This window comes from Priestia sp. YIM B13551, assembly GCF_042787905.1.
Classification (GTDB): Bacteria; Bacillota; Bacilli; order Bacillales; family Bacillaceae_H; genus Priestia.
This window is the reverse complement of record NZ_JBHZOX010000005.1, coordinates 19,173-43,386: the sequence shown is the minus strand read 5'-3', so window position 1 is coordinate 43,386 and position 24,214 is coordinate 19,173. Positions and strand designations below refer to the sequence as shown.

Genomic DNA, 24,214 nt, shown 5'->3' with positions numbered 1-24,214 from the left:
CCCCAATAAAATGGGAGGTTGCTTTTATAATAAAATCAAAGAGATTAGAATACTTGTTCTACTTCAACTACACCAGGTACTTCTTCTAAAAGGGCACGTTCGATACCAGCTTTTAGCGTGATTGTTGAACTTGGGCAGCTTCCGCAAGCGCCTAAAAGACGTAACTTTACAATACCATCCTCTACGTCTACTAGCTCACAGTCTCCACCGTCGCGAAGTAAAAACGGACGAAGTTTTTCTAATACTTCTTGAACTTGCTCGTGCATTTCTGACATAACTATCGACTCCTTTCTTCTACTCTTATTATAAACGGTCTTTCATGAAAAATCTATCGGAGTATACATCGTAATGTTACCTTAAAAGAAAAAGATGTGCAATGAATCAGTTTTGTGTAAAATAGTATTCATAATGAAGTAAAAGTGTGAATAATCGTACAGTTTGTATGTAAAGATTCAAGGGGGATGTGCTATGCAATCAACTGAGGTAGAAGTGTGTATTTATGGAGCTGAAATTGTTTGTGCAAGCTGTGTTAATCTGCCGTCTTCAAAAGACACCTATGATTGGCTAGAGGCAGCGATTTCTCGCAAATATCCGAACCAACCGTTTGCTATCACATATGTAGATATAAACGAGCCGCATACGGATCCGGAAAAAGCAGCCTTTGCCAAGCGTGTGATTGAAGAAGATTTATTCTATCCTGTAGTGGTTATTAATGGAGAAATTGTTGGGGAAGGCAATCCGAAATTAAAGCGCGTATTTGAGGAAATGGAGAAGTATGGTTTCTGCGCATCATAATGAAAAAAGCCGTTAGATTGTCAGTCATCTAACGGCTTTTATTTTATCCACTGTGGTGTTTATACATCCAAAGAATACCTGATTTTAATAATCGAGCTACGCGTCCTGTAATTGGACGTTCGGCAACTAAGCCAAATCCATGCTTTTTGCCTAATGAACCAAGTATGCCTTTTAATTTAATAGTTGGCAATTCATCTGGAAGCGCTTCGCCTTTCCAGCGGTGAAGAAGTACTTGCACAATTTGTTCAGCCTGACCTTCTGCAAGCTGAGCACTTGGTGCATGCGGTAGGCTTGCACAATCACCTAAAATGTAGACATTTTCATCGTCAGGCAAGTTATGGTATTTCGTTAATACGACGCGTCCTTGAGGATCTTTTTCTACGTCTAAATCGCGTACCACTTTATTTGGCTGGATACCTGCTGTCCACACGATTGCATCGCTTTGAATGGGCTCATCATGATTATAAAGAATGTTCGGTTCTACTTTTGTGATATTAGCACTATTTACGATTTCAACACCGTTTGAAGTAAACCAAGTTTGAACGTAATTACTTAAACGTTCTGGGAAAGCAGATAAAATTAATTTACCGCGGTCAAATAAGATGATTTTTAAATCCGGGCGGCTTTCTCTTAGCTCGCTTGCTAGTTCTACTCCGCTTAATCCAGCTCCTACAATTGAAACAGTAGCGTGGGCCGGCAAGTTGTTTAATGTCTGATAAGTTGCTCGTGAAGCATCAATGGATTGAATGCTGTATGTATGCTCAAGAGCTCCGGGAACTCCATGATATTTATCTTCGCATCCGAGTCCTACAATCAGGTCATCGTAAGCGATCATTTGATCATCCACATAGACGCATTTCTCTTCCAGGTCTATGCGTTTTACACAGCCGTAGCGAATTTTTAAGCGAGGGTGTTCAGGAAAAGCAACACGAACATGCTGATCAGAGATTGTTCCAGCTGCAAGTGCATAGAATTCAGTTTTTAGTGAGTGATAAGGTGCTTTGTCAATAAGCGTTACTTCTACATCGTTAGGTAATTGATTCGGAAAAAGGCGCTGCAAAACGCGCATACCACCGTATCCGCCGCCCAGTATGACAAGGTTCTTCATGTGAATTTCCCCTTTAGCTTCATGCATTTTTGTTTTCTCTCTATTATTCTTGCTTTTAAGAATAGGAGAGTACAAATTACCGTTAATAAGGATGGTTGCCAAAAAGATATGAAAGGCTATATAAGATAACATATTTTACTTAAATAATAATTTAATATAACCTCGTTTGGTTTTCTATACATAAAAGTATAACTAAATTAATAAAAAACCACAATATGTTTCAACATAATTTCAAGCTATCCCTGTAATAAAGCTTTATTTATACGTTTTGTTGAAAAAGTCTGTGAAGCTAAAAAGCGTGCGCAAAATGAACGTGAATTTCCAAAGTTGACGTTGAAAATGAAAGGAGATAGGATAAACTAATAGTAGAGAGGTGAAAAACGTGATACAGCCAATTATTGAATTTTGCGTTAGCAATTTAGCCAGTGGTTCTCAAACAGCTTTAGAAAAGCTTGAAAAAGATCCAAATCTAGATATTATTGAATACGGATGTTTAGGTTATTGCGGGAAATGTTCACAATCTTTATTTGCCTTGGTAAACGGAGAGATTGTTACAGCGGAAACACCTGAACAGTTAGTAGATAATATTTACATTCATTTAGAAGAAAACCCAATGTTTTAAACTATCCCCGCTGTCGTATCTCTTTTTATCAGAAGAGGGACATGAGGCTAATAGAATAGATGATGTAAGCACGGCTGTCTTGCCGTGCTTTTTTATGCGTTTTTGCGCAAATATCTGCGCTTTAACCATCCTCTTTACAATCATAATGCTTCTTTTGTTTTTTAATACTCCAAAGGAGGACAAAATAAAAAACCCCTTAATCTTTATGATTAAGGAGCTAAAAAAACGGGGGATGATATTATTGTGTACAAAAGAGAATCACTTTATACTAGAGCTACATAAAAAAATAATGGGTGATAATATGAAAAAATTTCAGTTTACAAAAATGCATGCACTTGGCAACAACTATATCTACGTAAATATGTTTGAAGAACATATAGAAGAGCAAGAGTTAGCACCGCTTGCTGTAAAAGTCTCAAATGTTTATACGGGAATTGGATCGGATGGAATGATTCTTATTTGTCCATCTGAACGTGCAGATGTAAAAATGCGCGTATTTAATAATGACGGCTCGGAAGCAAAAAACTGCGGAAACGGTTTAAGATGTGTAGCTAAATATGCATATGAACATAATTTAGTAACAAGCGAAAGATTTTTTATCGAAACGCTTTCTGGAGTTGTAGAAGCAACGGTGCATCCGCAGGGAAATGAAGTTCCAGAAGTGACAATCGATATGGGAGCGCCTATTTTAGCTAGAGAACAAATTCCAATGACGGGAGCAAGCCAAGACCAGGTCGTTAATGAAGAGATGGAATTTGGAAAAGAACGGTTAAAAGGGACGGCTGTATCAATGGGAAATCCTCACGTCGTCTTTTACGTAAATGATATTGAACAAGCGCCTCTTACTACATTAGGACCCATGGTTGAAAAAGATTCGCGTTTTCCAGAAGGAGTGAACGTTGAATTTGTCGAGGTAGTGAACGAAAGAGAGCTGAACTTTCGTGTATGGGAAAGAGGTTCGGGTATCACTCAAGCATGTGGGACAGGAGCATGCGCTGCTGTTGTTTCGTCTGTGTTAAATGAGAAGACGAAAAAAGATGCTCCTACTGTCGTACACCTCGCTGGAGGAGATTTAACGATTGTTTGGCAAAATAAAGGCAATGTATTAATGACAGGTCCAGCCAATGTGATTTGTGACGGCACGTATTATTATTAAAAAATGAAGAAGCAGACGATTTGTCGTCACAGCCATTTCGTCGTATACTAAACAAAAAAGGAGGTCTGTTTAAAAATGAGTCAAGATATCCTAACAATTACAGAAGCTGCAAGCTTTCAAATAAAAGATATGATGAAAGAACATGAAGAAGAAAATGCTTATTTACGTGTTAATGTAAATGGAGGAGGCTGTTCAGGTCTTTCTTACGGTATGGGTTTTGCTCACGAAGTAAATGAAAACGATACGCTGTTTGAACAACATGGCATTAAGATTCTTGTAGATAGCGAAAGTGCTCCAATTTTAAAAGATGTAAAAATTGATTACAAGCAATCTATGCTAGGCGGAGGGTTTACAATTGATAACCCAAACGCCATTGCAGCATGCGGCTGCGGCTCTTCTTTCCGTACAGCAAGCAACGCAGGTGCTCCTGAAGAGTGCTAAATATATTTTTATAAAGAAGCTTTCTTCACCTCATCTGGTGAAGAAAGCTTTTTTAGTGAGAAATTTTTGTATGTTACATCATCTGCCAAACATGTTGACTGAATAATCAGTCTTTTTTATACTCAATAAAAAAGAGGAGATGAACGGATTTGATAGATGCGACTCGTTACGACGCGGAACAAGTAGGAGGTTACGGAAGTTTTCGCAAAAAAAACACCCTGCCTATTCTATGGAAGGGGTTTATAAACTGGTTAAAACTTGAAAGTAGGAAAATGGAGTCTAAGGATGCAAAAAGTATTCACTTCAGTGAATCGCATTTATTTGTTCAACATTTGCCTTTTTCCTCAGGTGAAGCCTGTTATCAAAACTCGTCCTCTGCGCCTCTTAACCATTCTGAACCTTACATTCGCTATTATGAAAATGCTAACGCCTCTCTGGCTGAAAGCTACGGAGCAGTTGAAGGAGAGCATATTCTGCTGATTGAACGTATTGCCGGTCAATCAGAGGTAGTAAAATATTTAAGCAAGCTCGAAGGTTTGAAGGCCTACAGGATGAGCGTAACTAGTCAAGAAGGAAACCATTCCTTTTATGAAATCTGTTTAATAAGCAGTGATGCGGAAATGATGAGTGAAATCATTCATCGAATGGTTACACCAATCCAGCAATGAAAAAAGCAGGCGAGAGCCTGCTTTTTTTATGAGAACATTGACGTACTGTGCATAGGCTGTAAGCGAGCCTTTGGATCAATGTATGCTTTAGCGTTATTAACAGCAGTCGGACCTTCGCCAAATCCTGCCACGATGAGTTTTACTTTTCCATCATATGTGCAGACATCACCTGCTGCATAGATGCCAGGAATGTTTGTTTCTTGCTTTGAGTTAACAACAATTGCATTTTTCTCTAAATCTAAGTCCCATTCTTTAATTGGACCTAGAGAAGAAACAAATCCAAAGTTTACAATAACATCATCTACGTCTACTACTGTCTTTTCTTCACCTTTTGTGTTTTCTAACACAACTTGTGTAATACGGTCATCTCCAATAAATTCAACCGGTACATAAGGCGTTTTAATATCAACTGATGAATTATGCAAGTTTTCTACGCTGTGTTCATGAGCGCGGAACTTGTCTCGGCGATGCGTTAACGTTACTTTTTCTGCGATCGGCTCTAACATAAGAGACCAGTCTACAGCAGAATCCCCGCCCCCGCATACTAATACTTTGCGGCCTTTGAATTTATTCATATCATCCACAAAATAATGAAGGTTCGTTTGCTCGAACTGTTCTGCGTTTTCTAGCTCGATTTTACGGGGCTTAAATGCACCGTTTCCAGCCGTAATAATAATTGTTTTTGAATAGTGGACTTCAGAATTAGTAGTTAATCGAAATACACCGTCCGCTTGTTTTTCTACCTTTTCTACGGCTTGCTCTAGCGCAACTGCAGGTTTAAATTGATCCATTTGCTCTTTTAGGTTATTGACTAATTCTTGAGCCCGTACTTTTGGAAAACCAGCTACGTCATAAATATATTTTTCAGGATATAAAGCAGAAAGCTGCCCACCAAGCTGTGGCAAGCTTTCAATAATTTTTACGCTCGCTTGACGCATACCGCCATAAAATGCTGTAAATAAGCCTGTAGGGCCGCCTCCGATGATGGTAATATCATATACTTGTTTATCTTCTTTCATTTATAATCACCTCTAGATTGTTCTGTGCCAATGCATATTCCACTTTATGATAGCATAGTAAATTATAAAATATCATTAAAACACGCTGGAATGTTTGAGAAACTTTCTCAACTTAAAGATCAGTATTTGTAATCATTAACATAACCACACGTTTTGGTCAAATATAAAACTGGGTATACAGGAAAGTAATTGAAAATTTAAAAGCTTGTAAATACAAAGTGAAGGATTGAAAAACCGATTAAAAAAGCATAAGATGTTTGTGTAAATCAAGCTAGGACTTATGCTTACATTTTTTTGAAAAAGAAAAAATGTATTTTTTTAAAAAAGAACGTGAAGTGATTCACATTATTTTTCTTATATGAATAATAAATGGATAGCGATGATCGTTCTTGCTCAAACTAACATAAAAAAGCAAACCAAATAAAATTGCTCTTATCATTATATTTTTAAGACATACTTGTGACTATAACTAAAAAAGGTGGATGACATTCCTATGAAAAAGCCTAAAATCGTCATTTTGGGTGCCGGGTATGGCGGCATTATGACAATTGTTAATTTACAAAAGAAACTGGGTGCTAGTGATGCGGAAATTGTTTTGGTAAATAAAAACGATTACCATTACGAAACCACATGGCTTCATGAAGTATCAGCAGGTACAATTCATCAAGATCGCTCTCGTGTTCCTGTTAAAAATTTAATTAACACAAATAAGGTTACATTTATCAAAGACACGGTCGTAGATATTAAGTTAGATGAAAAGCGTGTTCTTCTTGAAAACAGTGAGCTAACGTACGATTATTTAGTTGTTGCTTTAGGGTATGAAGCAGAAACTTTCGGAATTAAAGGTTTAAAAGAACATGCATTTACCATTACGAGCATTAATGCAGCACGTCAAATTCGTGAGCATATTGATTATGTGTTTGCGACGTACAACAATGAAGTGGAAAAAAGAGACGAACTTCTGACAATTATTGTTGGGGGTGCTGGCTTTACCGGCATTGAATTTGTGGGAGAATTAGCAAATCGAGTCCCTCAGCTTTGCAAAGAGTTTGATATTCCGCGTGAAAAAGTACGCGTTATTTGTGTAGAAGCAGCGCCTACGGCTTTGCCAGGTTTTGATCCAGAACTTGTAGAATATGCGGTAACACAACTAGAACGAAAAGGAATCGAGTTCAAGATCGGAACAGCGATTAAAGAGTGTACAGAAGAAGGGATTATTGTATCAAAAGATGACCAAGTAGAAGAAATCAAATCAGCAACAGTTGTATGGGCTGCGGGTGTTCGAGGCAGTCACGTGATTGAAAAAGCTGGATTTGAAAACATGCGCGGGCGTGTAAAAGTAAGCAATAGCTTGCTGGCACCAGGGCATGAAGATGTGTTTGTTATTGGAGATTGTTCACTAATGATTAACCCTGAAACAGAACGTCCTTATCCGCCAACAGCTCAAATTGCTATGCAGCAAGGCGGTACCTGCGCTGAAAATATTAGCCGTTTGATGAAAGGTCAAAAAGAATTAAGCGAGTTCAAACCAGATATTAAAGGAACGGTATGTTCGTTAGGGCATGATGACGCAATTGGCGTTGTATATGGTCGAAAACTATTTGGTTCAAGCGCATCTTTTATGAAAAAAGTTGTTGATAATCGCTCGCTTTTCCTTCAAGGCGGAGCAGGTCTTGTATTGAAAAAAGGAAAATTTAATTTCTTTTAAAACAAAAAGCAAAAGGTCTTTAAGCCTTTTGCTTTTTTGGTATTAACTTACTTTTCTGTGATTGACGCCTTCATTACTCTTAAGTAAACTGAGAGTATAAAGAGTAACGGAGGCGAAAAGCAATGGAAATGAGTGTGCCTGTACTAATTATCTCCATCTTGTTGTTTTTTGTTTTGTTTTTTGGAATCGGTTTCTTATTGAATATGCTGCTTCGCATGTCTTGGATTATGGCCATTATTTATCCCGTGATTTTTATTTTTATTATTGATGATGTAAGAGCGGTTGATTACATTCAACATCCCGCTCACTCCTTTCAGCAGCTAGGGACAAAAGTGCTATCTTTAGCCACAGCTGACATTGCGATTTTAATGGCTGGTTTTATAGGTGCACTAGCTTCAGGCATTACCATTAAATCTTTACGAACAAGAGGGTACCAAATGTTTTAAATGTAAATTCTTCTCGCAAACGAATAATTTGTTTTTATGTTGGAAACAAATAGATTCGTGAGAGGAGTTGTGGAAATCACAATGATTGGAAAAATAGCAAAGCGATTCATTATGTGCCTACTACTGGTCGGAGCGCTGTTTACAACATATGAAGCAATTACTGGCGTCCCAATAACCACAGTCATCAAATATATGCCTTTTATAAACCGTACAGGGCATCCTCTAATGAATGAAAGGCTCTTGCCATCATTTCTAAAACCACTAAGAGCTGAAGCGGCTAGCAATGACAAAGAGCGTCTGACGATTGAAGAAGCATTTGATTGGTCGCGTTATCCAACTAAGAATGTATTGGCTACGGGTTACACAGCTGGTTACGAATCAACTGGGAAAAATCCCAATCATCCAGGGTATGGTATTACATATTCGGGCGTTAAAGTAAAACGTGACTTGTATTCAACCATCGCTGCTGATTTAACCATATTTCCAATCGGCACGATCTTGTTTATTCCGGGCTATGGCTATGGAGTGGTAGCAGATAAAGGTGGGGCTATTAAAGGCAATCATCTTGATTTATATTTTGAGACTGTTTCCGATGTGTACAACATATGGGGTAAAAAAGAATTAAACGTCTATGTAGTGAAATCAGGGGACGGCCGCTTAACTGAAGAAGAGTTAACAATGCTGAATGAAAAGAAGTCGATGCAGGTTTTTCGCCAGCAGGTAAAATAAACGAGAAACACATGAAGAATTCTTCATGTGTTTTCTTATGTTTTATGGCCATACATAATACGTTACAAAAGCAACTGCTATCCCTGTTAAGGCCCCAAAGAAAACTTCAATAGGCTTATGTCCAAGCAGCTCTTTTAGCTTCACTTGTTTTTCGTCTTCTTCATTGGTCGTCCACAGCTTTGCCTCTTTTACCGCGCGCTGAAAGTCTTCAACCAAACGATTTAAAACCGTTGCTTGCTCTCCTGCATGTCTTCTTACTCCTTTAGCATCGAACATGACAATAATGGCAAAAATAGCGGAGAGAGCAAAAATGGGGGATTTAAGACCTTCTGCTAGCCCAATGGCAGTTGCTAAGGAAGTTACTGCTGCAGAGTGAGAGCTTGGCATGCCTCCCGTACTAAAAAATAAGCTGCCGTCTATTTTCTTAGTAGCTACAAAAGAAAGGGGAATCTTAATAAATTGAGCAAAGAAAATAGCGATTAATGAACTCCAAAGTGGAAAATTTGAGAATAAATCCATTGAGACGTCCTCCCTCAACTTAAAATGTCTGAAAAGCTAAACCCGTATGATGAAAAAAGCGGTAGATGAAAGTATATGTGTGAAACTAAGGTTTTTGAACTGTGATTAAAAATTGTATTTCTGCTATCATATGTATATAGATGAAAACAGTGGTGAATATGATATATATTCCACTTGCTGAATAGATTAAACAAAGCAGATGATAAATAAAAATAAAATCTCTATACGTAAAAGGGAGGAATTTTATGTTTTCGCATGTAGAAACATTTGGTGTTGATCATCAAACAGAAGCGCTCGTAATCGGGTTATTTAATCAAAACCAACAATTTGAAGGCCTTCTAAAAGAAATTGATGAAGCTTTAGGTGGACAGCTCATTCATTTGATTAAAGAAGGGGATATACGTGTACAAGAAAAACGTACATCAACGATTCATACACTAGGAAAATTAGGAGCAAAACGTCTTTATTTTGTGGGACTCGGACGAAAGCAAGCGCTAACTAAAAATGGACTCAAAGAGAGCTTTGGGCTGTTATTTAAAAAGTTAAAAGAAGCGAAGATTTCAAACGCATCGGTCGCCCTTTCTACATTTGATACAGGAGTGTGGTCAGAGCAAGAAACTGCAGCTTTATTAGGAGAAGCTCAACAGCTTGCTATGTACGAGTTTGAAAACTACAAAAAGAAATCAAACGAACCTGACAAGCAGCTTGAGAAAATTGAACTGTTTTCTTTTTACAAAGACGTTGTACAATCTGCTTTGGTTGGATATACGTATGGAAAAGCAACAAACTCAGCGCGCACCCTTGTTAACTTACCAAGCAATATGCTAACGGCTACAGATTTAGCTAATTATGCAGTAGAAATGGCACATACATATGGTTTTGAATATGAAATTTTAGAAAAAGAAGAGATGGAAACATTGGGAATGGGCGCACTGTTAGCAGTTAATCAAGGTTCCGCAGAGCCTCCTAAAATGATTGTCCTGAAATATCAAGGAAAAGAAAAATGGGAAGACGTTATTGGGTTGGTAGGAAAAGGGATTACCTTTGACACAGGTGGTTACTCTATTAAATCTAAAGACGGGATTGTAGGTATGAAAACAGATATGGGCGGAGCTGCATCTGTTCTTGGTGCAATGGAAGCAATTGGAGAATTAAAACCTCATCAAAACGTAGTAGCTGTCATTCCATCAACTGACAACGTTATTAGCGCGCGTGCTTTTAAGCCAGATGACGTAATTACAGCAATGAATGGAAAGACAATAGAAGTACTGAATACAGATGCTGAAGGGCGTTTAGCGTTAGCTGATGGTATCTCCTATGCCAAACACCACGGAGCAAATTATTTAGTAGACGTGGCGACATTAACGGGTGGTGTAATTGTAGCTCTTGGTACACATACAACTGGGGCAATGACGAATGATTCTGCTTTATTGCAGCAAATAGCGAAAGCGAGCATTGAGACAGGCGAACCGATTTGGGAGCTGCCTATTACAGAACGAGACAAAAAGCGTGTTCGGGGAAGTAAGGTAGCAGATTTAAATAACTCTCCTGGACGAGAGGGGCACGCAATTATGGCAGGAACTTTTATTGGTGAGTTTGCAGAGCAAACACCATGGGTTCACTTGGATATTGCTGGAACTGCAACATCCGCTGCTTCTCATGAGTTAGGACCTTCAGGTGCAACAGGCGTGATGGTGCGAACACTAGCTACAATGGTTTGTTCATTTGAAGCCAATTAATGAAAAAAGTATAGCAGTGATAGAAAGAAACGTAAAAAGAAGCATCGATGATGCTTCTTTTTTAATATGTTTACATAATGTTTTTTCTTTTTAGTAAGAAAAGATTACTTAGAAAAATCCTTATATTGTTAAGGGTGTAGAGAAGTTAAACAAACGTTTATTTAGTAAGATGATTGACTTTTTTTCTATACCTAATATAATGAACATGTTGTTTATCTCTCTAATGTTTTAATGAGATAAAGTAAAAAGAAAAATGGAGGTTTCAAAATGAATGCAGTATTAATAGCTGTGCTCGTGATGCTGATTTTGAGCTTATTGCGTATCAACGTTGTCTTTTCTTTAGCAGTCGGAGCGCTAATTGGAGGACTTGTTGGCGGTATCAGCCTCACAGATACAGTAAGTATATACACAGATGGTCTTGGAAACAGTGCTTCTGTTGCATTAAGCTATGCTTTGCTTGGAGGATTTGCAATGGCTGTTTCGCGGACAGGGCTGCCTGATGCCGTTGTTCAGCTAGCGTTAAAAATAGTAGGGAAAGAAGGAGAAACGAAAAAGAAGTCACTGTCAAAAGTACTGATTTTATTGATCATCCTTATTATTTCATGTTTTTCTCAAAACGTTATTCCGGTTCACATTGCATTTATTCCGCTTTTAATTCCACCTCTATTGAAAGTATTTAATCAGTTAAAAATCGATCGCCGATTAGTCGCAACCGTTATTACATTTGGATTGGTTACACCTTATATGTATTTGCCGGCAGGATTCGGTAAGATTTATCACGACATTTTATTTACTAACATCAAAGAAAGTGGATTAACAATTGATAAAGGAGATATTACCACGGCGATGGCTCTTCCAGCTTTAGGAATGGTAGTGGGCTTATTGTTTGCTGTGTTTATTTCGTACCGCAAGCCGCGCACTTATGAAGACATTGACATTGACCAAGGCACAGAGGAGCGTACAGGTTACACAACAAGAGGAATTATTGTAGCTTTACTTGCGATTGTAGCGGCTTTAACTGTGCAGCTCTTAGTAGATTCTATGATTTTCGGAGCGCTTGCAGGGATTGTTGTCGTTTACTTCAGCGGGGCTTTGAAGTGGAATGAAGCAGATCCAGTATTAACGAACGGAATGAGAATGATGGCTTTCATCGGATTTGTTATGCTGTCTGCCTCTGGTTTTGCAAAAGTTCTTCAAGAAACTGGAGATGTAGAAGCGCTTGTAAAAGGCTCTGTTGCTCTTATTGGCGGCAACCAAATGCTAGGTGCATTTCTTATGCTTGTCATCGGGCTTTTAGTGACAATGGGCATTGGTTCTTCTTTCTCTACCATTCCAATTATCGCGACGATTTTTGTTCCTCTTTGCTTAGAACTTGGTATGAGTCCAATGGCAACGATTTGTATTGTTGGTACAGCGGGAGCGCTTGGAGACGCTGGTTCACCAGCTTCAGACAGTACGCTTGGACCCACATCTGGATTAGCAGTCGATCGTCAGCATGATCATATTTGGGATACGTGTGTACCAACTTTTCTTCACTATAACATTCCACTTATTATTTTTGGGTGGATTGCCTCGGTTATCTTGTAAATAGAGGCCCTATAATGAAAAAAAGCAGCCGATCAAAACCGGCTGCTTTTTTCATGCTTGAGAAAGAGTAGAAGCAGTGCTGTCACAAGCTCCTAATGCTTGCTCTACAGCCTGAAGAGATTGTTCAATACGTTCACGATTCGAATCTTTCTCTACTGTTTGAAGAGCTTGTTCAAGGCTTGCTTTTGCCTGATTTAATGATGTGCAAGAATCTTGCACGTAACCTCTAGCGTTTTTAGACATTCTTCTTCCTCCTAACTAACAAAAAATGAGAATCAATAAGTAGTATGAGTAATTTGCAGGGAATTATGAGGAGAAATAATAAAAAGGATTAACTCTTATGAAAGGAGTTAATCCTGTCAGCCTAACTGTTTAAATTGGTTGGAATGTAGAAGTTCAAGCACTTTCTTATCAAGCTCCTTAATTTTCTTTACAGCCAGATTATATTCCATTTCACGGTAATGGTGTTTGCCGCCTGGCTCTTCATCAGCTTCATCAGCTAGTTTGACTACTTTTTGAAGAGGGCGTTGTTGAATTGTTCCTTCAGGCAAATATGAGTCTGTGTGTAGTAAAATAGCTAAAGCAATTTCTTTTGCCGCCTGAGGTTCCTCACCTAAACGAATGAGTAATTTATGTGCACGTTCAGCCCCTTTAATAGCGTGAATATCATTTTGACGATACTTCTCATAATCCCACTGACCATTTGTGTACCATTCGTAGTGGCCAATATCATGAAGCAGCGCTGCTTTTGTAGCTAAATCGGGGTTTACATTATGCTGTACGGATAGACGAAACGCATGATAGGCGACGGATACAGCATGCGCAACGCCAGATCGAGTTAAATATTTTTGAGCGATAGGATGCGTGAAAATTTCTACTAGCGTAACATGTCTCATCATGTCATCCCTCCTAAAGAAAAAATATATTTCCAAATACAATATCATATTTGTATCCTAAATACAATTATCGTGTAATTTGTTTTTACATACAAAAATGGCATATATTATAATATTCGGAACGAAACAACATGTACATCTTTTTTTGAAGAAAATAAGACTTTTTTCTTTGTATTTTACCATCTAATATTTAACGATACGTGACAGCAGTCAAATTGGTTATCGGGATGAATAAACGTAATTTTAATATAGTCTGGAGTATAAAAAACATCGATTTTTGTCTTAACACCAGTGGAAAGAATGAGTCTTTTTACTTCACTCATTTTGGATTCTTGAGCAGCAACTTTTATTTTTTTTATTAAATTTGGCGAAGTATTAGCTCTTTGAATAAATATAGTAGCGCTTTGCATGGTAGAGGGAATAACTTTAAGAGATTGCTGAAATGTCGCGATGTCCGCCTCAGGTAAGTTAGGTACCCTGTATGTATAAGGGTGAGGCATGTAGTACGGTGGCCAATAGTAAGACAAGGGAGCAAATGATTTCATATAAGAATCCTCCTAGAAAACGGATTTTTATTATGTATATGTAGAGGGTTCGTATATGTTGTAGCAAAACCGTTATTGTATACTAGATACAAAGGGAGGTATGGATATGAAAACAAAAGATACGCTGTTAGAAGCATTAGGAATTGAGATTATTAGTGCGAGTGAACAAAGAGTCGAAGCGACGATGCCTGTTGATGAGCGAACGCGTCAGCCATTCGGGCTTTTACACGGAGGAGCATCGGTGGCGTTAGCTGAAACTGTGGCTAGTCTAGGTGCCATTAAAAGTGTAGATCTCGAAAAAGAAATCTGCGTAGGTTTAGAAATTAATGCCAATCATATCAAAGGGAAAAAAGACGGAATCGTTACAGCTATAGGCGTTCCTTTACATAAAGGAAAAAAAACAGCGGTTTGGGAAGTGAAAATTCAAGATGAAGAAGAGAATTTAATCTGTATATCCAGATGTACGCTTGCTATTCTACCTAAAGCTTAAACATAAGAATGCTTAGTCTAGAAGGTGTGAGGTATGCTTTTGGAGTGAGAAGGAGCCACCTCACACACTCGTGTTAGAGTTTAAAGAGAATTTGGAAGAGCGGATACATAAAAAAGTGAAAAAATAGGTAAAAAAATAAGCGAAATTATGTCTATTCGTGACAGTTACCCTGCGCATAGAGACATGCTCTAGAATATAGTAGTAGTAAAGTATTCTTTTTATTCAGCAACTAGAATATTCATAATATTAAAAATAAGAACAGAAAATAGACCTTCCGATTGTTCAATCGTGCTATAATAGCATTAATATAGTAGGGCGGTTTATTTTACAAAGGGGTGATAATATTGGATAAGAACTCTCAGTATTTATTCATTGATTTTGAATTTACAATGCCAGAGTATAAGGGTTTTCCAAAAGGCTTTTTTCCGGAAATCATTGAAGTTGGTTTGGTGTTTGTTAAAAATCAAGAAATCATTGATCGTTTCTCCTCTTACGTACAGCCTACACACTTTACAAAATTAACTGAGCGCTGTAAATCATTTCTCCATATCGAACAAAATCAAGTAAATGAAGGCATTACGCTAGAGCAGCTTGTACAGCGACTGGGCATGTATAAACACAGCACGATTATTACATGGGGGAACATGGATATGAAAGTATTAAGGCAGTGCTGTCAAAAAAATAAGGTGCCATTTCCTTTTGCAGGTAAAGAAATTGATCTTTCAATGGAGTATAAGCGCTTTTTTGGAGATCAAAATCAAACTGGCCTTTGGAAAGCTGTGCAAGAGTATGGTAAAGAAGGAACTGGAAAGCACCACTGCGCGCTTGATGATGCGATGACGACACTCAATATCTTTAAGCTTGTAGAAAAAGATAAGCGGTACCTTCAAAAACCAGAGCCAACGACCATAGGAGATCGAATCGATTTTTCAAAAGTATTAAATAAATTTGCATTATAAAAGCCAAATCACTTCTACGTGAATTTGGCTTTTTACTTAATGAATACCGTACTCTTTTTTTAACTCTTCTAAACAGGCAATACTTGCTTGAGCAAAAGGGCTATCTTTGGCTTGTTGTTCAGCTATCTTTAATTCAAGCGCTTTTTTTAGTGAATTTTTATAATCGGGAACGCTGTCTTCATAGAGATGAACCATTTTTTGAGGAATATTGGCCTGCTCTCGAAATGCAAGTGCTTTTCGCTCGTGAAAAAAAGGTACGTCCACTTGTCCAGGGTTATGTAAGTCACCTTGTTCTGGATGCTTTAACACAGCTTGAATCCGCACAACATAATGCAGGTCTCGAACTTGTGTAATTTCACCGATGTATTTCCCAGTTTTATAAAGTGCCGTAACGGTTTGACCAATTGTAAATGTCATATTGCCAGATCTCCTTTAAGTAAAGTGTTTGTTATCACCAGTATAAATCAAAACCCTCTACCGTTTCTATGAAAGGATGTTGTACATGATGTATTTAATGTTTTTGCTTTATTTTCCGGAAGATAAAAGAGAATATATTCCTGCTTTTGCTACTATGGCGATTTTTGTACTAGCAGCAGTTGCAGTATGGCGTTTAATCATTAAGATTTCGAAAAAAGAAGAAGAAAAAACGAAGGAGTTAGAAGCAAAGCTAAAAGAACAGGATAATAAGAAATCACTGTAATGAAATGCAAATAAAATGTAAGCGTTTAAAATAATATGTTGCTGGACAATCTATGGAAAGACATCTAAAACTTTCGCTAGTGCATATGCGATTGGAGGGCAACATGAAAAAACTACTACTCATTGGAACCGTGCCTTTTTTCTTGTTAACGGGGTGTATGGAAAAAGAAATATCCAATAAAGAAGTCAAAGTCTATAACGCAGATGGAGATAGCATCGGTACAGTCAAGTTGAAAGAACAGGCCGATGGAATTGAGTTTACGTACAATTTAAGCGGACTTCCACCTGGCGAACACGGCGTACATATTCATGAAATGGGAATTTGCAAAGCTCCTAACTTTAAAAGTGCGGGCAATCACCTTGATTCTGATAAAAAGAAACACGGACTGTTAAATCCAAAAGGACCGCATTTAGGCGATATGAAAAATATTGTGGTAGAAGACGATCAGACGTATACAGGAACAGATATGGTTCCTCAAGTCACGTTAAAAGAAGGAAAGACATCGCTCGTTAAGCGTATGGATGGTTCATCCCTTGTTATTACCGAACAAGGTGATGACGGAATGACAGAGCCATCAGGTAATTCTGGCAAGCGAATCGCCTGCGGAGTTATTTCAAAAAAACATTAAAAACAGCGTTCTTTCGTGAGAAAGAACGCTGTTTTTTACGTTAAAGCTACTTTTAAGCGATTTAATCCTTCTTGAAGCTGTTCATGTGAACAGCCAATGTTCAAGCGGATAAAACCTTTTCCATATGTGGAACTGTATTTTTCGCCTTTTTCTACGGCAATTTTCCCTTTTTCTAATAAGCGTTCATGTAATTCTTCTTCTGATAAATGCAGCTTGTTGCAGTCAATCCATAGTAAATAAGTTCCTTCGGGCTGAACCACTCGCAGTTCAGGCAAGTTTTCACTTATAAAACGCGTCACGAGATCTACATTTTTCTTCAGATATACAAGCAGTGCTTCTAGCCACTCCTCACCTTCACTGTAAGCCGCCTCTAACCCAATTATTCCGAATGTGTTTAAATTAGAAAACCCTTGTTTTTGCTGTTGTTGAACATACTGTGTGCGCAGTTTCTCGTTTGGAATAATAATAGCTGAAGCTTGAAGTCCCGGTATATTAAATGTTTTGCTAGGGGCCATACACGTAATGGTTCGATTGGCTGCATCTTCACTCACCATGCTAATGGGAATGTGTTTATAAGGCTGGTAAATTAGATCAGAATGGATTTCATCTGAAACAATTAATACATTGTATTTTTCACAAAGATCGGCAAGCTTCTTCAGTTCTTCTTTTGTCCACACGCGTCCTACTGGATTATGAGGGCTGCAAAGAATCATTAATTTTACGCCTTCTGCAAATTTTTGCTCTAAATCTGCAAAATCAATTTCGTATTTATCGCCTGCAAGTTTTAACGGATTTTCAACAACTTCTCGATCATTTACCTTTATCATGTTAAAAAATGGAGTATAGACTGGAGGCTGAATTAAAATTGAATCTCCGGGTTCCGTAAATGCTTGGATAGCCATACTCAGGGCAAATACAACTCCTGGACTGTATGTAATCCATTCATGATCAATGGTCCACTGATGCTTTTTTTCTACCCAAGATGATAAAGCATTTGCCGTAGATTCAGTAGGGGAAGTGTAGCCGAAAATACCGTGTTTGACACGCTCATTAATGGTTTGAAGAACATTAGGCGGCGCTTGGAAATCCATATCAGCTACCCAAAAAGGCAGAACATCTTTTGCTCCAAAAACAAGATCAGTTTTGTCCCACTTTACGGACTGCGTACCTGTACGGTTAATTAATTGATCAAAAGAATAAGTAGACAATAAAGGTACCCCCTTTTTTAATATAATAGTTTGCTTATTTTTAATACGTTTGTCAACGAAGTTAACTTGTGAAGTCAATAAAGAAAGTGAAAAAATTGCTGAAGCACGACTAATAAATTTTTTATTAAAGTTAGCGCCTCGTGTGAAATATACGAACTCGCCCCGTCATTATTGAGACAGGGCTTTTTCACCGTACAAGAAATCGACCATATGAGATTGCACAATGTCGGGACACTCTTCTGGTAAAAGGTGTCCAATTTCCTTTAAAGAGATAAAGGTAGAGTCTGTTAAATCATCTTTTAACTTACGTCCGAGATGCAAAGGAACAACCCGGTCTTCTTCTCCCCAAATGAGTAAACTGGGTTTTTTTATGTGCTGCAAATCCTTTGAGGATAGGTCTCCTTCTCGATCACGAATCATTCTTGTTAAAGCCATAAACGTACGGTCATCCAAAAATGGTTCAGTATAGCCATCAATCATTTCTTCGTCGATTAACTTATGATCAAATACGACATTTTGCAAGTTGCCTAATATACCTTTGCGAGACAGCCACGTTTTTACCCACAGATAAAAGAAGGGAACATAAGAAGACATGACCAATCCATAATGTGAGGGGCCTAAATAAGCTGAGCTGCACAGAAGAACTAGTTTTGATACGCAAGAAGGCTTTAACTTTGCTACGTTTAAACAAACCTGTCCTCCCATTGAATGTCCCGATAGTACAACATCTTTCAACTTTAAATATTCAATCAACTCGATGACAATTCTGGCTAAATTTTTATACGAGTATTGAAAGGTTAACGATTTTTCACTTCGCCCAAATGGCGGAAGGTCCAGCGTAATGATAGAAAACGTATCTTCAAATAAAGGAATTAAACGTCGAAAGCTAAAACTCGATGATAAAAAGCCGTGAATAAATACAATGGCTGGTTTATCAGGGTGATAGTTATGGCATTCGTAGTAAACATTGACTCCATTAAAAGTACGCTGGTGACAAGTAATTTTAGATTCAGTCAATTTGTTTCACTCCATCTTTTTCTTTCTAGTCTGTCCTAATTTCCAGCAATCTATAAAATGAAACTCAATTACCGGTATAGATTTCACATTAAAGATGTGTTTAAATTTGATATAATGGAAAAAGTGAAAAAATTTAATCGTTGTAGGAGGGGAACGCGGTGTTCTTAGAAGAAAAAGAGTTAGAAATTTTAGAAATTCTAGAAAAAAATAGCCGTATTTCAATAGATAGTATTTCAAAAATGGTGGATTTAACATTTGAAGAAACCTCTAATATTGTTAAAAAGCTAGAGAGAGAAAAAGTAATTGTGCAATATTCAGCTGATATTAACTGGAGACGAGTAGATGGACATGAGGGCGTCACGGCTATGATAGATGTAAAAGTTGCACCAAAGCGAGGAGTAGGCTTTGACGAGATTGCGGAGCGCATCTATCGTTTTCAAGAAGTGAAATCCGTGTACCTAATGTCAGGAGCATATGATTTGTCTGTTATTATTGAAGAAAAATCAATGTCTGAAGTAGCGTTTTTTGTTTCTGAAAAGCTTTCTACGCTAGACTCTGTTTTATCTACAACGACTCACTTTATCATGAAAAAATACAAGCACGATGGTACCATCTATGACCAAGGCGATGAAGATCGCAGAATCGTGGTGTCTCCGTAATGAAAGAGCGCTTGTCAACAACTGTACAACAGCTGAAACCTTCAGGTATTCGCCGCTTTTTTGATTTAGCAGCAAGTATGGATAACGTCATCTCTCTTGGAGTAGGTGAACCTGATTTTGTCACATCTTGGGCTGTTCGAGAAGCGAGTATTTTATCGTTGGAAAGAGGATATACCTCTTATACAGCAAATGCGGGGCTTTTAGAGCTCCGCTTTGAAATTATGAAGTATATGAAAAGAAATTTTAACGTCTCGTATGATTATAAAGATGATATTATTGTGACCGTTGGAGGAAGTCAGGCTCTAGATATTACAATGCGAGCTTTGATTAACCCTGAAGATGAAATTATTGTCGTGGAGCCAAATTTTGTGTCTTACAGTCCGTTAATTTCGCTAGCAGGAGGAGTTCCTGTGGCAATTGAAACAACGGCAGAAACAGAGTTTAAACTGCAGCCTAGACAGATTGAAGAAGTCATTACAAGCAACACGAAAGCCCTTCTTTTATGCTCTCCTAATAATCCAACAGGAAGCTCACTCTCTAAAGAAGAGCTGCAGGCTATTGCGGATATTGTCATAAAGCATGACTTGCTTGTTATCACGGATGAAATCTATGCAGAATTAACATATGATGAAGAATTTACATCTATTGCTTCTTTAGAAGGAATGAAAGAACGAACTATTATTATTTCTGGCTTTTCTAAAGGGTTTGCCATGACTGGATGGCGTCTTGGATACATATGTGCACCAACTGAGATTGCTAAAGCAATGCTGAAAATTCATCAGTATACAATGATGTGTGCGCCTACCATGGCACAATATGGAGCAATTGAAGCACTGCAAAATGGGCAGCATGACGTAGAAGAGATGAGAAAAAGCTATCGCAGAAGACGGAACTATATGGTGAAGTCATTAAATCAAATTGGTCTGGAATGCCATTCTCCCGGAGGAGCGTTTTATGTGTTCCCGTCTATCAAGAAAACTGGATTGTCATCGGAAGAATTCGCTGAGCAGCTTTTGCTTGAAGAGCGAGTAGCCGTGGTGCCAGGCAATGTATTTGGAAAAGGCGGAGAGGGACATATTCGCTGTTCATACGCTTCTTCAATGGAATCATTAGAAGAATCCATAAAACGGATTAGCCGTTTTGTTGAAAATAAGTTATAATAAAAATAAGATATTATGTCATATCGTATAGACGGTTTGATATAATATCTTTTTTGCTATGATGAAATGTAGTGTTAGTTTATATTTGTGACGAAATTGGTAAATAATAAATATAGTATAACTACTTTTTGATTCAATCTATGAACTGTGCTATAATTTTAAATTGGCTATAATGGTGAAAATAATAAGGTATCTAGGAGTGTTTATATGTCAAAATTTGAAATCGGTACTGTTACAAAAGGTAAAGTAACAGGAATTCAACCATACGGTGCATTCGTTGCATTAAATGAAGAAACTCAAGGATTAGTTCATATCTCAGAAGTGAAACATGGCTTCGTTAAAGATATTAACGAACATTTATCAGTAGGAGACGAAGTAAACGTTAAAGTTTTATCTGTTGATGAGTCAACTGGTAAAATTGGTTTATCTATTCGTGCTACTGAGCCAGCTCCAGAAAAAACTGAAGCTTCTGCACCTAAAAAACCTGCTAAAAAGCGTCAAGGTCAAGCAACAGTTCACACTGAATCTACTCAAGGATTCAACACATTAAAAGAAAAATTAGAAGAGTGGATTGAGCAATCAAACCGCGAAGATCTAATTAAGAAATAAGAAAAAAAGAAGGATAGCTTAGCTATCCTTCTTTTTTTAATGTTCCGTTCTAGGTTCTGTACGCTCTACTTCAGCAGAAGGTTTAAATAATAGACCTAGGTTAATCAGTCCTGCGATTCCAACCAATCCATAAATAATGCGGGAGAAAGCAGATGTTTGACCGCCGAAGATTGCTGCTACTAAATCAAATTGAAAAAAGCCAATAAGTCCCCAGTTAATTGCTCCAATAATCGTTAATACGAGCGCAATACGTTGAATACCACTCATGATGAACCCTCCTTGTTTTGTAGTTCACTTATTAGCCTGCTTTTTTTTGAGGGAAATATGCATATTTACTTTTGGAAGATACAGACAAATAAACGTTGATTTGGATGGGGTGAGCGTCTAGTCAACAGGGAATAATCTTTAGGAAGTCAATATTCTTTACAATCAAAAAGTTGTTCTTCATAATGATGCATGTAATCAAGCTCGTAAGGAGGAGTTTATAGTGAACAATTTTACATTTTATAATCCTACAAAATTAATTTTTGGTAAAGGTCAATTAGAGCAATTAAAAACAGAAGCAGGGCGCTTTGGTAAAAAGATATTATTAGTATACGGCGGAGGAAGCGTAAAACGCAGCGGTTTATACGATCAAGTAATGGATGTACTGAATGACATGAATGCAGAAGTACATGAGTTAGCGGGAGTAGAGCCGAATCCTCGTCTGACAACTGTTCGCAAAGGAATCGATATTTGTAAAGAAAACGGTATTGAATTTTTACTTGCAGTTGGTGGAGGAAGCGTAATCGATTGTACAAAAGCAATCGCAGCAGGCGCAAAATATGATGGAGACGTATGGGACATCATTAACCGCGACGTATTCGCAGCTGAAGCTCTTCCATTTGGAACAGTGCTGACATTAGCAGCAACAGGTTCAGAAATGAATGCTGGTTCTGTTATTACAAATTGGGAAACACAAGAAAAATACGGCTGGGGCAGTCCGGCAACATTCCCTCAATTCTCTATTTTAGATCCCGTTAATACATTTACTGTACCAAAAAATCAAACAGTTTATGGCATGGTCGACATGATGAGCCACGTATTTGAACAATATTTCCATGCTGCAACAAATACGCCGCTTCAAGATCGCATGTGTGAAGGAGTACTGCAAACGGTTATTGAAACGGGACCAAAATTATTAAACGACTTAGAGAACTACGAGTTACGTGAAACGATTTTATACAATGGGACAATCGCATTAAACGGTATGTTACAAATGGGACACCAAGGCGATTGGGCTACTCACAATATTGAGCATGCGGTATCAGCTGTATATGACATTCCACATGCAGGTGGATTGGCAATTTTATTCCCGAACTGGATGAAACACGTAATGGATGAGAACGTAGATCGCTTCAAGCAAGTAGCTGTACGCGTATTTAACGTAGATACGGAAGGCAAGACGGATAAAGAAGTAGCACTTGAAGGTGTTGATAAGCTTCGTGAATTCTGGTCAAGCCTAGGTGCACCAACTCGCTTAGCTGATTATGATATTGGTGAAGACAAATTAGATCTTATGGCTGATCGTGCAATGGCTAAAGGTGAATTTGGTAAATTTAAAAAATTAAACAGAGAAGATGTACTAGCAATCCTACGCGCTTCTTTATAAGATTCTCGATAAAAAACGCCGTGCAAACCGCACGGCGTTTTTTTCTATTCATCATGGGTAAGCTTTTTCTGCTGTTTGGTTTTCAAATCATCCCGAACGGTTTTATCAGAAAGAGGAACTCCGCTGTAATAAGCCGCTCTTCCTAGTAAATGCCCAGCAATAGGAGAGGTGATAAACACAAAGACAATCGCTAAAATTAACCGTGCACTAATATGGCCGGTGTCAATCCAAAAGTAGAGTAAGCAGCCCACTAATATAAACAGGACGCCTAAGGTAGCACTTTTGGAGGCAGCGTGACTTCTTGTATACGTATCAGGCAAGCGAATAAGCCCAATCATGGTCACAACTGTCAGAAGAGACCCTATTAGTACCAAAGCTCCTACAATGATTTCACTGATCACGTTCATATTCAATCACTTCTCCTTTCTCTAAAAACTTAGAAAAAGCAACGGTACCTACAAAGGCTATGATGCCTAGCAGTAAAATGACTTCGAAAAAAGCCTGCGTTCGAAAAATAATCGAGATGATGGCCGTGATGGCAATGATGTTAATTCCAATAGCATCAAGGGCCATTGCTCGATCAGCAGTTGACGGACCTTTTACCACTCGATAAACAAATCCAATAGTTGAAGCAGAAATGAGAATGAGCGAAACGTTTAAAAAAATATCGAGCATTTAACGACTCACCTCCATAATGGCTTTTTCGAATGTTTGCTGAATATCTGTAATAATGTCATCAATATCGTCTGTATTGATTGCATGAATATAGATAGTAGAATTATCATCTGACACATCCATCACCAGTGTGCCTGGCGTTAGCGTAATTAAAAGAGAAAGAATGGTAATTTCCCATTCACTCTCCAGACGGGTTGGCATTGCAAAGATGGCTGGCTGAATATTTAATTTAGGGCGCAATACGTCCTTAGTCACTGCAATATTGGCTTTGAATAATTCTCGTATGAAAATAAACAGCAGTTTAATGATCGCATACACTTTATGCAAGTAAAAACGCCTGTGAAAAAAACGGCGGAAAACAAACAGCAGTACCGCTCCCCAGAAAAAACCTATAATAAAGGAAGGGAGTGTCCAAATCCCTCTCAAAAACATCCATGTGAATGCAATGATTACGTTTAATAATAGTTGAAATGACATGCA

Annotated in this window: 32 protein-coding genes; 18 read left to right on the top strand and 14 right to left on the bottom strand. The window is 38.0% G+C overall.

Going from position 1 to position 24,214, the window contains the following annotated elements; genetic code table 11:
• Positions 1-44: 44 nt before the first annotated feature.
• On the bottom strand, positions 45-275 hold the full coding sequence (locus tag ACFX4N_RS21890; protein ID WP_013059625.1) for a NifU family protein: 231 nt from the start codon (positions 273-275) through the stop codon (positions 45-47).
• Positions 276-468: 193 nt separating this feature from the next.
• Between ACFX4N_RS21890 and ACFX4N_RS21885 the strand changes: the two genes are divergently transcribed.
• Positions 469-795, top strand: coding sequence for a YuzD family protein (locus tag ACFX4N_RS21885; protein ID WP_013059624.1), 327 nt, complete (start codon positions 469-471; stop codon positions 793-795).
• 43 nt (positions 796-838) lie between these two features.
• On the opposite strand, the gene ACFX4N_RS21880 is transcribed toward ACFX4N_RS21885, so the two are convergent.
• Positions 839-1,903, bottom strand: coding sequence for an NAD(P)/FAD-dependent oxidoreductase (locus ACFX4N_RS21880; protein WP_013059623.1), 1,065 nt, complete (start codon positions 1,901-1,903; stop codon positions 839-841).
• 382 nt (positions 1,904-2,285) lie between these two features.
• On the opposite strand from ACFX4N_RS21880, the gene ACFX4N_RS21875 reads away from it, so the two are divergent.
• From ACFX4N_RS21875 to ACFX4N_RS21860, 4 genes are all read left to right on the top strand, one after another.
• The gene (locus tag ACFX4N_RS21875; RefSeq protein ID WP_013059622.1) at positions 2,286-2,525 is read left to right on the top strand and encodes a YuzB family protein; all 240 of its coding nucleotides are present in this window, start codon (positions 2,286-2,288) and stop codon (positions 2,523-2,525) included.
• Between the two features lie 301 nt (positions 2,526-2,826).
• Complete coding sequence (gene dapF / locus ACFX4N_RS21870; RefSeq protein ID WP_098547090.1) at positions 2,827-3,681, top strand: diaminopimelate epimerase; 855 nt, start codon at positions 2,827-2,829, stop codon at positions 3,679-3,681.
• Positions 3,682-3,756: 75 nt separating this feature from the next.
• Positions 3,757-4,122 (top strand): HesB/IscA family protein, encoded by a 366-nt coding sequence (locus ACFX4N_RS21865; protein ID WP_013059620.1) that lies wholly within the window; start codon positions 3,757-3,759, stop codon positions 4,120-4,122.
• A gap of 149 nt (positions 4,123-4,271) precedes the next feature.
• Positions 4,272-4,790, top strand: coding sequence for a hypothetical protein (locus tag ACFX4N_RS21860; RefSeq protein WP_013059619.1), 519 nt, complete (start codon positions 4,272-4,274; stop codon positions 4,788-4,790).
• 26 nt (positions 4,791-4,816) lie between these two features.
• Here ACFX4N_RS21860 and ACFX4N_RS21855 read toward each other — a convergent pair whose 3' ends face one another.
• Entirely contained in the window at positions 4,817-5,809 is a 993-nt protein-coding gene (locus tag ACFX4N_RS21855) for an NAD(P)/FAD-dependent oxidoreductase (protein ID WP_013059618.1), read from the bottom strand.
• Positions 5,810-6,302: 493 nt separating this feature from the next.
• On the opposite strand from ACFX4N_RS21855, the gene ACFX4N_RS21850 reads away from it, so the two are divergent.
• The 3 genes from ACFX4N_RS21850 (at position 6,303) to ACFX4N_RS21840 (ending at position 8,692) form a co-directional block, all read left to right on the top strand.
• Positions 6,303-7,517, top strand: a complete 1,215-nt coding sequence (locus tag ACFX4N_RS21850) for an NAD(P)/FAD-dependent oxidoreductase (RefSeq protein ID WP_025752690.1) — start codon at positions 6,303-6,305, stop codon at positions 7,515-7,517.
• Positions 7,518-7,639: 122 nt separating this feature from the next.
• A complete protein-coding gene (locus ACFX4N_RS21845; RefSeq protein WP_013059616.1) occupies positions 7,640-7,963 on the top strand; it encodes a YuiB family protein in 324 nt (107 codons plus the stop codon).
• Between the two features lie 81 nt (positions 7,964-8,044).
• A complete protein-coding gene (locus ACFX4N_RS21840) occupies positions 8,045-8,692 on the top strand; it encodes a 3D domain-containing protein (protein WP_041816630.1) in 648 nt (215 codons plus the stop codon).
• A gap of 42 nt (positions 8,693-8,734) precedes the next feature.
• Here the strand turns inward: ACFX4N_RS21840 and ACFX4N_RS21835 are convergent, their stop codons facing one another.
• Positions 8,735-9,211: a divergent PAP2 family protein gene (locus tag ACFX4N_RS21835; RefSeq protein ID WP_013059614.1), complete on the bottom strand. Its 477-nt coding sequence runs from the start codon at positions 9,209-9,211 to the stop codon at positions 8,735-8,737.
• A gap of 245 nt (positions 9,212-9,456) precedes the next feature.
• Here ACFX4N_RS21835 and ACFX4N_RS21830 point away from each other — a divergent pair, with 245 nt between their 5' ends.
• Together ACFX4N_RS21830 and ACFX4N_RS21825 are read left to right on the top strand one after the other, a co-directional pair.
• Positions 9,457-10,950, top strand: a complete 1,494-nt coding sequence (locus ACFX4N_RS21830) for a leucyl aminopeptidase (protein WP_029319223.1) — start codon at positions 9,457-9,459, stop codon at positions 10,948-10,950.
• A gap of 267 nt (positions 10,951-11,217) precedes the next feature.
• Positions 11,218-12,537 (top strand): Na+/H+ antiporter family protein, encoded by a 1,320-nt coding sequence (locus ACFX4N_RS21825; protein WP_029319220.1) that lies wholly within the window; start codon positions 11,218-11,220, stop codon positions 12,535-12,537.
• Between the two features lie 51 nt (positions 12,538-12,588).
• On the opposite strand, the gene ACFX4N_RS21820 is transcribed toward ACFX4N_RS21825, so the two are convergent.
• From ACFX4N_RS21820 to ACFX4N_RS21810, 3 genes are all read right to left on the bottom strand, one after another.
• On the bottom strand, positions 12,589-12,780 hold the full coding sequence (locus ACFX4N_RS21820) for a hypothetical protein (RefSeq protein WP_013059611.1): 192 nt from the start codon (positions 12,778-12,780) through the stop codon (positions 12,589-12,591).
• A gap of 116 nt (positions 12,781-12,896) precedes the next feature.
• A complete protein-coding gene (locus tag ACFX4N_RS21815) occupies positions 12,897-13,433 on the bottom strand; it encodes an HD domain-containing protein (protein ID WP_013059610.1) in 537 nt (178 codons plus the stop codon).
• Positions 13,434-13,609: 176 nt separating this feature from the next.
• Positions 13,610-13,978 (bottom strand): YuzC family spore coat inner layer protein, encoded by a 369-nt coding sequence (locus tag ACFX4N_RS21810; protein WP_057275329.1) that lies wholly within the window; start codon positions 13,976-13,978, stop codon positions 13,610-13,612.
• Between the two features lie 106 nt (positions 13,979-14,084).
• Here ACFX4N_RS21810 and ACFX4N_RS21805 point away from each other — a divergent pair, with 106 nt between their 5' ends.
• Both ACFX4N_RS21805 and kapD read left to right on the top strand, forming a co-directional pair.
• On the top strand, positions 14,085-14,468 hold the full coding sequence (locus ACFX4N_RS21805) for a hotdog fold thioesterase (RefSeq protein ID WP_013059608.1): 384 nt from the start codon (positions 14,085-14,087) through the stop codon (positions 14,466-14,468).
• A gap of 344 nt (positions 14,469-14,812) precedes the next feature.
• Positions 14,813-15,427, top strand: coding sequence for a 3'-5' exonuclease KapD (gene kapD, locus ACFX4N_RS21800; RefSeq protein ID WP_013059607.1), 615 nt, complete (start codon positions 14,813-14,815; stop codon positions 15,425-15,427).
• Positions 15,428-15,463: 36 nt separating this feature from the next.
• On the opposite strand, the gene kapB is transcribed toward kapD, so the two are convergent.
• Complete coding sequence (gene kapB / locus ACFX4N_RS21795; RefSeq protein WP_013059606.1) at positions 15,464-15,844, bottom strand: kinase-associated lipoprotein KapB; 381 nt, start codon at positions 15,842-15,844, stop codon at positions 15,464-15,466.
• An 85-nt stretch (positions 15,845-15,929) separates the two neighbouring features.
• On the opposite strand from kapB, the gene ACFX4N_RS21790 reads away from it, so the two are divergent.
• Together ACFX4N_RS21790 and ACFX4N_RS21785 are read left to right on the top strand one after the other, a co-directional pair.
• Positions 15,930-16,127, top strand: a complete 198-nt coding sequence (locus ACFX4N_RS21790) for a hypothetical protein (RefSeq protein WP_078082210.1) — start codon at positions 15,930-15,932, stop codon at positions 16,125-16,127.
• Positions 16,128-16,230: 103 nt separating this feature from the next.
• Positions 16,231-16,755 carry a superoxide dismutase family protein gene (locus ACFX4N_RS21785; protein WP_107918135.1) on the top strand — a complete coding sequence of 175 codons (525 nt, stop codon included), beginning with the start codon at positions 16,231-16,233 and terminating at the stop codon, positions 16,753-16,755.
• A 35-nt stretch (positions 16,756-16,790) separates the two neighbouring features.
• Here the strand turns inward: ACFX4N_RS21785 and ACFX4N_RS21780 are convergent, their stop codons facing one another.
• Together ACFX4N_RS21780 and ACFX4N_RS21775 are read right to left on the bottom strand one after the other, a co-directional pair.
• Positions 16,791-17,963 carry a MalY/PatB family protein gene (locus ACFX4N_RS21780; RefSeq protein ID WP_013059603.1) on the bottom strand — a complete coding sequence of 391 codons (1,173 nt, stop codon included), beginning with the start codon at positions 17,961-17,963 and terminating at the stop codon, positions 16,791-16,793.
• A gap of 168 nt (positions 17,964-18,131) precedes the next feature.
• Complete coding sequence (locus ACFX4N_RS21775) at positions 18,132-18,980, bottom strand: alpha/beta fold hydrolase (protein ID WP_107918134.1); 849 nt, start codon at positions 18,978-18,980, stop codon at positions 18,132-18,134.
• Positions 18,981-19,138: 158 nt separating this feature from the next.
• Here ACFX4N_RS21775 and ACFX4N_RS21770 point away from each other — a divergent pair, with 158 nt between their 5' ends.
• The 3 genes from ACFX4N_RS21770 (at position 19,139) to yugI (ending at position 21,408) form a co-directional block, all read left to right on the top strand.
• Positions 19,139-19,639, top strand: a complete 501-nt coding sequence (locus ACFX4N_RS21770) for an Lrp/AsnC family transcriptional regulator (protein ID WP_013059601.1) — start codon at positions 19,139-19,141, stop codon at positions 19,637-19,639.
• A complete protein-coding gene (locus tag ACFX4N_RS21765) occupies positions 19,639-20,799 on the top strand; it encodes an aminotransferase (RefSeq protein WP_013059600.1) in 1,161 nt (386 codons plus the stop codon). The genes ACFX4N_RS21770 and ACFX4N_RS21765 overlap by 1 nt, the downstream gene beginning before the upstream one ends.
• Before the next feature lie 207 nt (positions 20,800-21,006).
• A complete protein-coding gene (yugI, locus tag ACFX4N_RS21760; RefSeq protein WP_013059599.1) occupies positions 21,007-21,408 on the top strand; it encodes a S1 domain-containing post-transcriptional regulator GSP13 in 402 nt (133 codons plus the stop codon).
• 36 nt (positions 21,409-21,444) lie between these two features.
• Here yugI and ACFX4N_RS21755 read toward each other — a convergent pair whose 3' ends face one another.
• Positions 21,445-21,675: a DUF378 domain-containing protein gene (locus ACFX4N_RS21755; protein ID WP_013059598.1), complete on the bottom strand. Its 231-nt coding sequence runs from the start codon at positions 21,673-21,675 to the stop codon at positions 21,445-21,447.
• Between the two features lie 220 nt (positions 21,676-21,895).
• Here ACFX4N_RS21755 and ACFX4N_RS21750 point away from each other — a divergent pair, with 220 nt between their 5' ends.
• The gene (locus ACFX4N_RS21750) at positions 21,896-23,059 is read left to right on the top strand and encodes an iron-containing alcohol dehydrogenase (RefSeq protein ID WP_013059597.1); all 1,164 of its coding nucleotides are present in this window, start codon (positions 21,896-21,898) and stop codon (positions 23,057-23,059) included.
• A gap of 44 nt (positions 23,060-23,103) precedes the next feature.
• Here ACFX4N_RS21750 and mnhG read toward each other — a convergent pair whose 3' ends face one another.
• The 3 genes from mnhG to ACFX4N_RS21735 are packed head-to-tail and all read right to left on the bottom strand — an operon-like array spanning position 23,104 to position 24,211.
• Positions 23,104-23,466, bottom strand: a complete 363-nt coding sequence (mnhG, locus tag ACFX4N_RS21745; RefSeq protein ID WP_013059596.1) for a monovalent cation/H(+) antiporter subunit G — start codon at positions 23,464-23,466, stop codon at positions 23,104-23,106.
• Positions 23,450-23,734 (bottom strand): Na(+)/H(+) antiporter subunit F1, encoded by a 285-nt coding sequence (locus ACFX4N_RS21740; protein WP_013059595.1) that lies wholly within the window; start codon positions 23,732-23,734, stop codon positions 23,450-23,452. Before ACFX4N_RS21740 ends, mnhG begins: the two co-directional genes overlap by 17 nt.
• On the bottom strand, positions 23,735-24,211 hold the full coding sequence (locus ACFX4N_RS21735) for a Na+/H+ antiporter subunit E (RefSeq protein WP_013059594.1): 477 nt from the start codon (positions 24,209-24,211) through the stop codon (positions 23,735-23,737).
• Positions 24,212-24,214 lie beyond the last annotated feature (3 nt).